Source organism: Shinella sp. G-2, assembly GCF_050172695.1.
Lineage (GTDB): Bacteria > Pseudomonadota > Alphaproteobacteria > Rhizobiales > Rhizobiaceae > Shinella.
Genome location: NZ_JBBEYH010000005.1, coordinates 113,920 through 126,425, shown reverse-complemented (window position 1 = coordinate 126,425; position 12,506 = coordinate 113,920). Strand labels below are relative to the sequence as shown.

Annotated in this window: 12 protein-coding genes; 5 read left to right on the top strand and 7 right to left on the bottom strand. The window is 64.7% G+C overall.

Going from position 1 to position 12,506, the window contains the following annotated elements:
• Positions 1–65 precede the first annotated feature (65 nt).
• Positions 66–1,133, top strand: coding sequence for a zinc-binding metallopeptidase family protein (locus tag V8U06_RS11370; protein ID WP_427140712.1), 1,068 nt, complete (start codon positions 66–68; stop codon positions 1,131–1,133).
• A 34-nt stretch (positions 1,134–1,167) separates the two neighbouring features.
• On the opposite strand, the gene V8U06_RS11365 is transcribed toward V8U06_RS11370, so the two are convergent.
• On the bottom strand, positions 1,168–4,026 hold the full coding sequence (locus V8U06_RS11365; protein ID WP_249228424.1) for an EAL domain-containing protein: 2,859 nt from the start codon (positions 4,024–4,026) through the stop codon (positions 1,168–1,170).
• 107 nt (positions 4,027–4,133) lie between these two features.
• Positions 4,134–4,727 (bottom strand): GNAT family N-acetyltransferase, encoded by a 594-nt coding sequence (locus V8U06_RS11360; protein WP_226920075.1) that lies wholly within the window; start codon positions 4,725–4,727, stop codon positions 4,134–4,136.
• A 205-nt stretch (positions 4,728–4,932) separates the two neighbouring features.
• On the opposite strand from V8U06_RS11360, the gene V8U06_RS11355 reads away from it, so the two are divergent.
• Entirely contained in the window at positions 4,933–5,082 is a 150-nt protein-coding gene (locus V8U06_RS11355) for a DUF1127 domain-containing protein (RefSeq protein WP_119254531.1), read from the top strand.
• A 233-nt stretch (positions 5,083–5,315) separates the two neighbouring features.
• Here the strand turns inward: V8U06_RS11355 and V8U06_RS11350 are convergent, their stop codons facing one another.
• From V8U06_RS11350 to thrC, 3 genes are all read right to left on the bottom strand, one after another.
• Complete coding sequence (locus V8U06_RS11350) at positions 5,316–6,089, bottom strand: hypothetical protein (protein WP_427140711.1); 774 nt, start codon at positions 6,087–6,089, stop codon at positions 5,316–5,318.
• Between the two features lie 341 nt (positions 6,090–6,430).
• Positions 6,431–7,729 (bottom strand): M16 family metallopeptidase, encoded by a 1,299-nt coding sequence (locus V8U06_RS11345; RefSeq protein ID WP_427140850.1) that lies wholly within the window; start codon positions 7,727–7,729, stop codon positions 6,431–6,433.
• A gap of 17 nt (positions 7,730–7,746) precedes the next feature.
• Positions 7,747–9,144 (bottom strand): threonine synthase, encoded by a 1,398-nt coding sequence (thrC, locus tag V8U06_RS11340; protein ID WP_427140710.1) that lies wholly within the window; start codon positions 9,142–9,144, stop codon positions 7,747–7,749.
• A 376-nt stretch (positions 9,145–9,520) separates the two neighbouring features.
• Here thrC and V8U06_RS11335 point away from each other — a divergent pair, with 376 nt between their 5' ends.
• Positions 9,521–10,087 (top strand): hypothetical protein, encoded by a 567-nt coding sequence (locus V8U06_RS11335; RefSeq protein ID WP_427140709.1) that lies wholly within the window; start codon positions 9,521–9,523, stop codon positions 10,085–10,087.
• A gap of 77 nt (positions 10,088–10,164) precedes the next feature.
• On the opposite strand, the gene V8U06_RS11330 is transcribed toward V8U06_RS11335, so the two are convergent.
• Both V8U06_RS11330 and V8U06_RS11325 read right to left on the bottom strand, forming a co-directional pair.
• Positions 10,165–10,854, bottom strand: coding sequence for an HAD family hydrolase (locus V8U06_RS11330; RefSeq protein WP_226920070.1), 690 nt, complete (start codon positions 10,852–10,854; stop codon positions 10,165–10,167).
• A gap of 198 nt (positions 10,855–11,052) precedes the next feature.
• Positions 11,053–11,730 carry an ArsR/SmtB family transcription factor gene (locus V8U06_RS11325; protein WP_427140708.1) on the bottom strand — a complete coding sequence of 226 codons (678 nt, stop codon included), beginning with the start codon at positions 11,728–11,730 and terminating at the stop codon, positions 11,053–11,055.
• 82 nt (positions 11,731–11,812) lie between these two features.
• On the opposite strand from V8U06_RS11325, the gene V8U06_RS11320 reads away from it, so the two are divergent.
• Together V8U06_RS11320 and V8U06_RS11315 are read left to right on the top strand one after the other, a co-directional pair.
• On the top strand, positions 11,813–12,142 hold the full coding sequence (locus tag V8U06_RS11320; RefSeq protein WP_427140707.1) for an NIPSNAP family protein: 330 nt from the start codon (positions 11,813–11,815) through the stop codon (positions 12,140–12,142).
• The gene (locus tag V8U06_RS11315) at positions 12,139–12,486 is read left to right on the top strand and encodes an antibiotic biosynthesis monooxygenase family protein (RefSeq protein ID WP_226920067.1); all 348 of its coding nucleotides are present in this window, start codon (positions 12,139–12,141) and stop codon (positions 12,484–12,486) included. The genes V8U06_RS11320 and V8U06_RS11315 overlap by 4 nt, the downstream gene beginning before the upstream one ends.
• The last annotated feature ends 20 nt before the right edge of the window (positions 12,487–12,506 follow it).

Genomic DNA, 12,506 nt, shown 5'->3' with positions numbered 1-12,506 from the left:
ATACCCGTATCGGCGGTGGCCGATGCGGGTATTTGCAGGAAGCCACGTTGCCATCCGGGGGTGCCATGAAGCTCTTCACCTGCAGGACCTGCGGCCAGACCATCCATTTCGACAACCGGCTCTGCGTGCGCTGCGGCTCCACGCTCGGTTTTCTCGCCGAGGACGTCACGCTGCATGCACTGGTGCCGGAAGGCGAGGGCTTCTGGAAGATCGCGCCGGGCGAGGGCGTCTATCGCTTCTGCGAAAACGCCGCGCAGGATGTCTGCAACTGGCTTCTGCCGGCCGACAGCCCCCACGCCTTCTGCGCAGCCTGCCGCCACAACCGCATCGTGCCGACCACCGATCCGCAGGGGCTGGAGCGCTGGCGCCGCATCGGCGCGGCGCAGCGCCACCTCTTCTATTCGATCCTGCGCTGGAAATTGCCGCATCCGACCCGCGAGGAAGACCCTTCCGGTGGCCTCGTCTTCGATTTTCTGGCCGATGAAGTGGACGCCGGCGGCAATATCGTCGCCGCCGCCATGACGGGCCATGAGGACGGCCTCGTCAGCCTGCGCGCCGCCGAGGCCGACGACGTGGTGCGCGAGAGCGTGCGTGTCTCGATGGATGAACCCTATCGCACGCTGCTCGGCCATTTCCGCCATGAGATCGGCCATTTCTACTGGACCCGGTTGATCCGCGACACGCCGACGCTGGAGGAGGCCCGCCGCCTCTTCGGCGACGAGCGCGAGGATTATGCCGCCGCGCTCCAGCGCAATTACGAACAGGGCCCGCCGCCCGACTGGCAGGAGCGGTTCATCAGCACCTATGCGAGCTGCCATCCGGCGGAGGACTTCGCCGAATGCTGGGCGCATTTCTTCCACATCGTCGATACGCTGGAAACCGCCCGCGCCTTCGGCCTCAACACCGATCCGAAGGGGCACGAGGAACTGGAAGCCGAGGTCACCTTCGACCCCTATCGCGCGCCGAATGCCGGCCGTCTCGTCGAAGCCTGGATCCCGCTCTCCGTCGCCATGAACGCCATCCAGCGTTCGATGGGCCAGCCCGACAGCTACCCCTTCGTCCTGCCGCCGCCGGTGGTGGAGAAGCTGGATTTCATCAATCGGCTGGTGCGAGCGGCAGGGGGGAGCCAATAGGCATCTCCCTCCGCCGGCCTTACTCGCGATGCGTTTACGCCCGCTTCATCAGCGGGAAACGTTCCTTCAGCAGCCGCAGCACGGAATCGTAGCCGATGGGCGGGCCGAAGAGATAGCTCTGGCCGAATTCGCAGCCCATATTGCCGAGTTCGATGGCGTCCTCTTCCGACTCGATGCCTTCAGCCACCACCTTCATTTCCAGCTCCCGCGCCATGGAGACGACCGAGCGCAGCAGCACGCTGCGCTTGTCCGAACCGTCGCGCACCAGCGACTTGTCGATCTTGATCGTGTCGAAGGGGAAGCGGGTGAGATAGGAGAGCGAGGAATGGCCCGTGCCGAAGTCATCGAGCGCAAGGCCGAGACCCACGTCCTTCAGCTTGTTGAGGATCAGGCGTGCCTGTTCGGGGTTTTCCATCACCACGGATTCGGTGAGTTCCAGCTTGATCTTCTGCGGCTCGCAGCGGGTGCGCGCGAGCGCCGCGCGCACGTCGTTGTAAAGCTCGTTGTTGAGAAGCTGGGCGCTGGACAGGTTCACCGAGACGAAGACGGGAAGATCGCCCGTCTGGAGCTGCCAGTCCATCAGGTCGCTCGACGCCTTGTCGAAGGCGAAGAGGCCGAGCTGGTTGATGAGATCGGAAGCCTCGGCGATGGGAATGAACTCGGCCGGCGAGATGTTGCCGCGCTTGGGATGATCCCAGCGCATCAGCGCCTCGAAGCCGGCGATCTCGGCATCCTGCAGGCGGACGATCGGCTGGTAGACGAGGGACAGTTCCTTGCGCTCGATGGCGCGGCGCAGGTCCGTCTCGATCTGCAGGCGATCCGCGCCGAAGGTGCGGAAGGCGGGGCGGAAGGGCTCGACGCGGTTGCCGCCGGCCTTCTTGGCCCGGTACATGGCAAGCTCGGCGTCGTTGAGCAGGCCCGGCGCGTCCTCCTGCTGGTCGACCCACGATACGAGGCCGATGGAGGCCGTCAGGATGATCTCGCGGCCGCCGAAATTGATGGGCACCATGATCGCCTTGCTGACCGCGTCGGCGAAATCGGCGACCTTGGCCGGGTCGCGCTCCGACATCAGGATGAGGCCGAACTGGTCGCCCGAAAGGCGCGCCAGCGTGTCCTGCGGTTTCAGCAGGCGGCGCAGGCGCCGGGTCAGCGCGATGAGGATATTGTCGCCGGCGGCGATGCCGAGCGCATCGTTGACCTGCTTGTAGCGGTCGATGTCGATGGTCAGCACCGTCGGGCGCACATTGTCGGAGCTGGCGGTCAGCGACAGGATCGCCTGCAGCCGGTCGAGGAAGACCTGGCGGTTCGGCAGGCCCGTCAGGTTGTCGTGCAGGGCGTCCTGCAGCAGCCGGTCGACGGAATTGCGCTGTTCGGTGATGTCGATGATCGTGCCGACACAGCGGATGATCTCGCCGTTCGCGCCGAGCACGGGGCGGGCGCGGATGGAGAGCCAGTGATAGTGGCCGTCCTCGGCGCGCACGCGGAACTGATGGTTGAGCCGGCCCTTGCGGTGCTCCAGGAGCACGTCGAGCGTCGCGCGGAAGCGGTCGCGGTCATCGGGGTGGAGGCGCGGCAGCCAGTTGCGGGCCGGGCCGTGCATGACGCCGGGGGCAAGGCCGAGCTGGATGGAGATATCAGGGATGGTGACGACGCGGTCGCGCGCCACGTCCCAGTCCCACACCGTGTCGCCCGAACCCGTCAGCGCCAGCGACTGGCGCTCGAGGTCGGAGAACAGGCCCTGGCTATAGGCGCCGCCCGCGAAGGCATGCTGCATCACCGTGAAGCCGATCAGCAGCACGATGAGGACGAGGCCGCCGCCGAGCGCCGGCTGGATGATGTCGTTGTTGAGCTGGCCCGTCACCGTCAGCCAGGCGCCGAACAGCCAGACGAGGATCAGCGCCCAGGCTGGCACCAGCAGGATGGCGCGGTCGTAGCGGTTGAAGCCGAGATAGGCGATGAGCACGATGCCGACCGTGCCGGTCAGCGCGAAGGAAAGGCGGGCGATGCCCGAGGCGATCGGCGGATCGTAGATCGCGACGCCGAAGAGCAGGCCGAGGCCGAGGATCCAGGCGAGCGTCGCATAGGAAAGATGCGCGTGCCAGCGATTGAGGTTCAGATAGGTGAAGAGGAAGACGACGAGGCCGGCGGCAAGGAACACCTCCGTTCCCGCGCGCCATATGCGCTCGTCGCCGGCCGTGATCGAGATGAGCTTGGACAGGAAGCCGAAATCGACGCAGATATAGCCGAGCACCGCCCAGGCGAGCGCCGCTGTCGCCGGCAGCATGGAGGTGCCCTTCACCACGAAGAGGATGGTGAGGAACACCGCGAGCAGGCCGGCGATGCCGAGCACGATGCCGCGATAGAGCGTGAAGGCGTTGACCGTGTCCTTGTAGGCGTCCGGCGCCCAGAGATAGATCTGCGGCAGGTCGGGCGTCGCCAGTTCCGCGACGAAGGTGACGACCGTGCCGGGGTTGAGCGTGATGCGGAAGACGTCCGCCTCCTCGCTCTGCTGCCGGTCGAGCGCAAAGCCTTCGCTCGGGGTGATCGAGATGATGCGCTTGGCTCCGAGGTCCGGCCAGAAGAGTTTCGATTCCACGAGACGGAAATGCGGGGCGACGATCAGGCGGTCGATCTGCTCTTCCGAGACATTGGCGAGCGCGAAGACGGCCCAGTCGCCCTGGTGCTCGTCGGAGGTGGCGCGTACCTCGATGCGGCGCACGATGCCGTCCGTGCCGGGGGCGGTGGACACCTGGAAGGCCTCGCCCCGGCCCGTATAGATTTCCGTGGTGGCGGTCAGGTCCAGCGCGGTGTCGTCACGGGAGATCTTGACCGGCTCGACCGCGAAGGCGCGCCCGGAAAGAAGGGCGACGAACAGCATCGCCGCCAGGAGCATGAAAGCGAGCAGCCGGCTGGCACGCAGCGTTTGCGGCACAAAGGAAGACGTCATTGAAAGTGCATTGTCCTTAGGTCTGCCCAGTCCTGCCGCGTTCCTCGTGTCGCTCACGACGGCCTGTCGGCTGCCAGAAGCGAGAACATCACGTGGTCGCGCCACTCCCCGTTTATCTTCAGATACTCCCGAAGGTAGCCTTCCTGCCGAAAGCCGGCCTTTTCAAGGAGACGGATGCTTCTTGTATTGTCTGGAATACAGGCTGCCTCGATACGGTGCAACTGAAGGCCCGAAAAGATATAGGGTATAGTCAACTTCAGCGCACCGAACATGTGCCCCCGGCCGGCATGCCGCTCGCCCATCCAGTAGCCGATCATGCAGCATTGCGCCGCCCCGCGCCTGATATAGCCGACGGTCAGCCCCCCGAGCAGCGTTTTCTCCTCGCGCGAGAAGACGAAAAGCGGCACCGCCTGCCCGGACGCAAATTCCTGTTCATTGCGCAGAACCCGCGCCCGAAAGGCGCTTTCCGTCAGCTCGTCCCCCCGCCATGTCGGTTCCCACGGCTCCAGGAACCGCCGGCTTTCCGAGCGGAGTGCGAACCACTGGCGATAATCCTGGAAGCGGGGAAGGCGAAGCAGATACCCGGCGTCGGCCAGTTCCACGGTGTCGGACTGTCGGGACAGAAACCGAAAAACCGACCGTGCCATTCAGTCCACTCCGCATGCGCCCCCGTGACGGGCTCCTTGCAGCGAGACTATGCCGAGAGGCTCGTCGGCGTCAAATGGCGCAAATTGGTCCTCTATTGGTCCTATGCACGGCACGCATGCCAGCGCTGTGAGCTTATGCATTTTCCCCGGCGAAGGGATCGACTATCTATCTCTCAACGCAAGAGAAACACGAAGGAATTGACCCATGAACATCTTCGCCAAGCTTAAGAAGAACGCTGCCGACCGTCGCGCTGTCCGTGAACTCGGCGCTCTCGACGACCGCGCCTTGCAGGACCTCGGCATCTCCCGCTCGAACATCCAGGCTGCCGTCAAGGGCATGGTCGTTTTCGGCTAATCGAATAGGGCTTGGGGCTCAGGCCCCTTGCGACAGGGATGATATCGACGCGCCCGAAACGGTCGCGCCAGTCCGGTCATCCCTTCTGCCTGTCGGACCGTTCCTCCCCGGTCCAGACCAAGCAACCCGCCGCAAGGCGGGTTTTGTTTTTGGGGCTGTCCTTCGCATCCCGTCGGGCCGTTCCTTTCGGGACGGCACCGCCAGGGGCGCGGCTGTGGGCGTGCACCGAGACTCTAGGCGGCGATGGCGCTGCTTCTCGGAAGAAGCGGAAGTCCCATTTCGACCGCGAGCGCCGAAAGGAAGGTTTCGACATCGACGTCCTTGTTGGGCACGATCGTCTGGCTGTTACACGCCGGCTGGAACTTTTCGAAAAGGCGCCTTTCCCGTGTCTCGAGCCATTCGCTCTTCACGAAATCGTAGGCCTCCTTCCTTGAGGCGGAGCCGATCAAGCCCGCGGTCTCGGGAAGAAAACGCGCATAGACGAAACTGATCTGCTCAAGCATTTCTTTCTCGTTGCCCGGCTGGAAGATGTTCCAGTTTTCCGCCGCGAAACGCACCTTGTTGAACTGCGTCGACGTGCCCGTCGCAAAGCCGATTTTCCGGTTCCGCAGGTCTTCGATGGTGAAGGGATCATTCCCCACCAGTTCCGCGATGGCCGCGACAGGCGCGCCTTTCAGTTCCGCAAGAATACGGCGAAGGTTCCGAGGCGAAGCCGCACATTCCGGCGAACGCATGGTGAAAAATGTCAGGTGCTTTCTCCAGCGCTCGTGGACGACCGAGCCGGCAAAGAGCGTCGAGCCCAGTCCGGTAAAGATCCCGACATAGATGAGCTTGCCTCCACACAGGACGCCGTAGATGCCGGTGCCGGAAAAGCGAGGCTCGTCTTTCCCAACCCGGGGCACCGCCCGAACATTGGCATAGTCAGGCACGACGACGCCTTTGCGGACATGCGCCTTCAACGTGAAAAGGTCGGCAGCTTTGAAAGGTCCGCTGATTTCGTATTGCATGTCGTCATCCTTGTTTCACCGTTCAGATGACGCAACGATGGATTGCAGTTCATAACGCCGGGTAAAAATTCGAAAGCCATCGCTCAAACCGGCAACCGGTTGATATCGTTATTAATAGTGGATGAACTGTTCTTATGGGTTCTCGCACGCCTCGCGCTCCCACAAGGAACCAGGCTGTTCGGTTGCATCACGGGAACAGCCGGCATTCGGCGCCGGTGATCGCGCGTGTACGTCTTGTGCGACAGGAGTGCTGCGGGTTTCGGCAGGCGTGACGGCAAACAGGAAAGACGGGCATCCGCGATGGGGCGGCATTGGTGCCGCCGCCTGCCGAGGGCTGTTGTTTAGCTCGCCGCGCGCTCCGGCACGGCGCCGCGTGACAGCGAGCGCGTGATATCTCCCGCCGAGACGAGGTGTTCCAGCGGGCCGATGGCCGAGATGGTCGGGACCGTGTCGAAGAACAGGCGCCCGGCGAGGTCCGTCAGGCGCTCGATGGTGATGCCGGCGAGACGGTCCATCAGTTCCTCGTTGGGGATGGGACGGCCGTAGAGCATCATCTGGCGGGCGATCTGGCCGGCGCGGGCGGCCGGGCTTTCCTGGCCCATCAGGAGCTGGGCGCGGATCTGCGCGCGGGCGCGCTCGATTTCCTGCTGGTGGATCGTTTCGGAGGACTTCTTCAGCTCGTCGAAGATGACGGGCATCAGTTCCGGCAGGTTCTCGCCGCCGGTCGCGGCGTGGATGCCGAAGATGCCGGTGTCCGAAAAGCCCCAGTGGAAGGCATAGATCGAATAGCAGAGGCCGCGATGCTCGCGCACTTCCTGGAAGAGGCGGGACGACATGCCGCCGCCGAGGATGTTGGCGAGGATCTGCGAACAGTAGAAGTCGCGGGCGTGATAGGCCTTGCCCTCGAAGCCGAGCAGGACCTGCGCATCCATCAGGTCGCGCGTCTCTCTGATGTCGCCGCCGGTATAGCGGGCGGGCTCGAAGACGGGCGACACCTTGGGCGCGGTCGGCAGGCTGGAGAAGCGCTCCTCGACCTGGCGCACGAACTCGTCATGGTTCACCGCGCCAGCCGCCACGACGAACATGCGGTCCGTCGTGTAGTTGCGGTCGAGATAGCTGCGGATTTCGCCGGGCGAGAAGGACAGCACCGTTTCCGGCGTGCCGAGAATGGCGCGGCCGATGATCTGGTCGCGATAGGCGACCTCGGAGAACTTGTCGAAGACCACGTCGTCGGGCGTGTCGTTCGCCGCGCCGATTTCCTGCAGGATGACGTGCTTTTCGCGGCGAAGCTCTTCCTCGTCGAAGACGGATTCCGTCAGGATGTCGGCGAGGATGTCGACCGCGAGCGGGACGTGATCCTTGAGGACGCGGGCGTAGTAGGAGGTGGTTTCCGTCGAGGTGGCGGCGTTGACTTCGCCGCCGACATTTTCGATTTCCTCGGCGATCTGGCGGGCCGAGCGACGATCGGTGCCCTTGAAGGCCATGTGTTCCAGAAGGTGGGCGATGCCATGCTCGTCCGTGGTTTCGTTGCGTGACCCTGACTTGATCCACACGCCGAGAGCGACGCTCTCGAGATGCGGCATGTTTTCGGTCACCACGGTCAACCCGGACGCGAGCCGGGTGCACTCAACTTTCATCAGACGCACTTTCTGCGATTCTAGCCTCGAACCCGCGTATGTTTCCCGATGAAGGCTTCCACCGCATCGAGCTCGGCTTCGAGGATGTCGAACCGCTCCTCCCTTTGCATGAGGTCAGCAAGCCACGTCGGAAGCGCCGGGTCAATACCGCATGCCGATTTTACTGCGGCGGGGAATTTCGCCGGATGGGCGGTCGCGAGCGTCACCATGGGCGCGCCCGGCTTCTCGTGCTTGGCGGCGACGAAGACGCCGATGGCCGAATGCGGATCGAGCAGATAGCCGGTGTCGGCAAGGGTCTGCCTGATGGTCTTGGCAACGTCCTTTTCCGAGGCGCGGCCGGCGCGGAACTCCTTGCGGATCGCCTTCAGCGCACTGTCGGCGATATCGAAGGCGTTCGACTGCTTGAGGCTCGCCATGGCGCGGCGCACAGCGCCGGCATCGCGGCCATGGGCCTCGAACAGCAGGCGTTCGAAGTTGGAGGAGATCTGGATGTCCATCGACGGCGAGGTCGTGGCCTTGACGTCCTTCATCTCGTAGCGGCCGGTCTTCAGCGTGCGGGAGAGAATGTCGTTCTCGTTGGTGGCGATGACCAGCTTGTCGATCGGCAGGCCCATGCGCTTTGCGGCGTAACCGGCGAAGATGTCGCCGAAATTGCCGGTCGGCACGGTGAAGGAGATCTTCCGGTCCGGCCCGCCCAGCGCGACGGCGGTCGTGAAGTAATAGACGATCTGGGCCATGATGCGCGCCCAGTTGATCGAGTTGACGCCCGAAAGCTTCACCCCGTCACGGAACTTCGTGTCGTTGAACATCGCTTTGACGAGGTTCTGGCAGTCGTCGAAATTGCCCTTGATGGCGAGGGCATGCACGTTCTTTTCCGTCGAGGTGGTCATCTGGCGCTGCTGCACCGGCGAGACCTTGCCTTCCGGGAAGAGGATGAAGATGTCGGTGCGTTCACGTCCGGCAAAGGCGTCGATGGCCGCGCCCCCGGTATCGCCCGATGTGGCGCCGACGATGGTGGCGCGCTCGCCGCGCGCGGCCAGCGCATGGTCCATCAGGCGGGCGAGAAGCTGCATCGCCACGTCCTTGAAGGCGAGCGTCGTGCCGTGGAAGAGCTCCATGACGAAGGCGTTCGGCCCGGTCTGCACGAGCGGCGCGATGGCCGGATGGCGGAAGGTGGCATAGGCCTCGTCGATCATCGCCCGGAACCTGTCGGCGGGAATGTCGCCCTCGACGAAGGGCAGGAGCACCGTGAAGGCGATCTCCTGGTAGGATTTACCGCGCAGGGCGCGGATGTCCTTCTTGGAGAAGGTCGGCCATTCGCGCGGCACATAGAGGCCGCCGTCCCGGGCAAGGCCCGCCAGAAGCGCGTCGGAGAAACCGAGGGAAGGGGCTTCGCCCCGCGTCGAAACATAGTCCACGTTCACACGTCCTTGGATTTGTTGGGCCTGTATTTGTTGGGCCCGGATTTATTGGGCCTGGATCCGGGGTGGGGGACCGTTCGCCGGTCGCTCGGTCGCTTTCCTGCCATCGTGCTTCCGACCCTACCCGAAAGGCCACGCATGCCGCAGGTCTTTTTGCGGCGGATCGTGGCAATGCCGTTGCGTCCTGCCCGCCCGGTGCCGGGTGGGCCTCTCCGAAATTCTGCGGGCGGTTTCATTCGACAATCGATTTTTCGCCGCGCCGCTGCTATAGACCATCGCCTAGGGTCGTGAAAAGGCCCGTAAAACGAGTTCCGAAAGGCTTGCACGCCGGAGGCGGGGCCTGATCGCAGGGGTAGAACGTAACGTGTTTGGAATGACCATCCGCCGCTTTCTCGGCATCTCCCTTCTCGCCGTCGTCGCCGGCTGCAGCCAGACCGACAAGCCCGCCGATCTCGGCGTGACGAGCGATCCGTCCGGCGTCCAGACGGCGCATCAGCAGCAGACCCAGATCGCCGTGGTGCAGGGCTCGTGCCCGCAGGTCTTCCTGCGCGAAAGCACGGCCGTGCTGAAGCGCTACGGCAAGGGCGCCAAGGACGATCCGCAGAGCCTCGCCTATCAGGTGACGCTGGCCGACACGACGCGCCAGTGCGTGCTGAACGAAAGCCAGCTCGTCATGACCGTCATGGTTCAGGGCCGCCTCGTGGTCGGCCCGGCCGGCGCCGGCGGAACGGTCAACGTGCCGATCCGCGTTTCGGTGCTCGACGGCAGCACGCCGCTCTATTCGGAGCTGGAGCAGTTCCCGGTGACGATCCCGGCCGACGGCACCGGCACCCAGTTCGTCTACACGAGAAGCAACATCACGGTTCCCGGCGGCTCGGGCGGCTTCATCAAGGTCTATGTCGGCTTCGAGGACGGGCCGGTGAAGAAGAAGAAAAAATAACGGGCCGATCAGCCCAGAACATAAAGGCCGCGGAAGAGATCTCCGCGGCCTTTGTGTTTTCCGGGAAGGGAAAAAGGTCAGATGGCTTCCTGCCACTCCGCCAGGGCGGCGATGGTGCCGGGCAGTTCGCTCATGCGCGAGATGACGGTCTCCGCGCCCGCTTCCGTCAGGCGGTCGGCGTGCGAGGGGTAGGTGTGCGAAGCGCCGGTAAAGCCGACGACACGCATGCCGGCGGCGCGGGCGCCGGCGATGCCATGCACGGAATCCTCGATGACCAGCGTGCGGGCCGGGTCGGCGCCGAACTGCTTGGCGCCGTGCAGGAAGATGTCCGGCTTCGGCTTGACGCGGTCCGCGCCGAGGTCCTTGGCGGAATAGACATAGGGGCCGAAGACCTCGCGCAGGCCGACCTTGGTCAGCATCATGTCGAGACGGTGCGCGGCGGAATTCGAGCAGATGCAATAGGGCTTGCGGATGCGCGAGAGCATGGCCTTCACGCCGTCGATCACCTTCACCTCCTGGGCAAGGCGCGCGTCGAGCAGCTTTTCCGACTTGTCGAGCAGGGTGGCGGAGAGCGGAATGGCGGCCTCGCGCTCGACCGCGAGGAGGATGTTGTGCCAGGTCATGCCGGCAAAACGCTCGCCCATTTCTTCCACGCTGATCGGGTAGCCGGCATCCGTCAGCAGCGCCGATTCCACTTCCGCCGCGATGATTTCCGAATCGACCAGAACGCCGTCGCAGTCGAAGATGATGAGATCGAAACCGTTCATGAACGCCTGTCTTTCCTAGGGGCCGGTTCACGGACGCGACCGGCAAGGCCGTGGGTCCGGAACTGCGGGAGAGGGAGGACGCATACGCGCCCGTAAAGCCGCCGGTTCCCTACACGAAAGGGGCCTGCGGGACAATTGCGGATTCGGGAGAAGAGCTATGCGGCGGCGGTTTTCGGGCGGGAAACGGCCGGCGTCCTCTTACGGAAACAGCGCCATGAACGTCCGCTCGCCTTCTCCGGTGAAGCGGATGGCGCGGCTGTCCTTCTCGCGTTTCGCCCAGCCGTTGGCGATGAAGCGGGCGAGCAGGGCCTCGCCGATCGAGCCGGCAAGATGCGAGCGGCGCTCGCTCCAGTCGAGGCAGGTGCGGCAGAGCGGCCGGCGCTGGGCCTTGAGCGCCGGCACGTCGATGCCGAGGGCGGCAATGCGCGTTTCGCCTGAGGGCGTCAGCGCGGCCTCCTCGCCGTCCAGCGTCACGTCGCCGTCGGCGACCAGCCGGTCGAGGAGACGCACGCCATAGTCGCCGGCCAGGTGGTTGTAGCAGACGCGCGCCTTGCGCAGCGCCGGATCCTTCGGGCCGGGGCGGGTGCGCAGCAGGCCGCGGTTTGCCGCAAAGCCCATGATCCCCTCCAGCAGTAGCCCCACCTCGTCGTCGGCGAGCCCGAAATAGCGGTGCCGGCCCTGCTTGCGCTGGGCGATCAGCCCGCCGGCCTCGAGCTTCGCGAGATGGGCGCTCGCCGTCTGCAGCGTCACGCCCGCCGCGCCGGCAAGCTCGGTCGCCGTCAGCGCCTGCCCGCCCATCAGCGCGGTCAGCATGTTGGCGCGGGCGGGATCGCCGATCAGCGCGCCGATCTGGGAAATGTCCGGTCCTTCTTTCATACTTCGATGATAGTCGAAGCATTCGCGTCCGGCAATGTGGGAAAAGCGGTGCAGAGACAGGACGACAGACAAGGAGAAAACGATGATCACCTGCTTCATCCGCTACGAGATCGACCCCTTCAGGAAGGACGCCTTTGCGGCCTATGCCCGCAACTGGGGGCAGGTCATCCCACGCTGCGGCGCCGATCTCATCGGCTATTTCGGCCCGCACGAGGGCTCCGCGACGACGGCCTACGGCGTCTACAACATCGAGAGCCTTGCCGCCTACGAGGCCTACCGCGCCCGGCTCGCCGCCGATCCGCTCGGCCGGGAGAACTACGACTTCTCGCGCCGGGAACGCTTCATCCTGAGGGAGGACCGCATCTTCCTGAAGAACGTCTCGCTGCCCCATGCGCCGGCGGTGACGCCATGATTGCGGTGATCTTCGAGGTAGTGCCGGCCCCCGGCCGCATGGACCTCTATCTCGACACGGCGCGCGATCTCGGCCCGCTGCTGTCGGGCATCGACGGCTTCCTGTCCATCGAACGGTTCCGCAGCCTGACGGATCCGACCCGCCTGTTGTCGCTCTCCTTCTGGCGCGATGAGGCGGCGGTGAAGGCCTGGCGAACCACGGAGGAACACCGCGCCGCCCAGTCCCTCGGCCGCAACGGCGTCTTCGACGCCTACCGGCTGCGCATCGCCAGCGTTATCAGGGACTATGGTCTCAACGATCGCGACGAGGCGCCGCAGGACAGCCGCACCTTCCACGCCGCATGAGATGGGACGGCCCGCGCGAG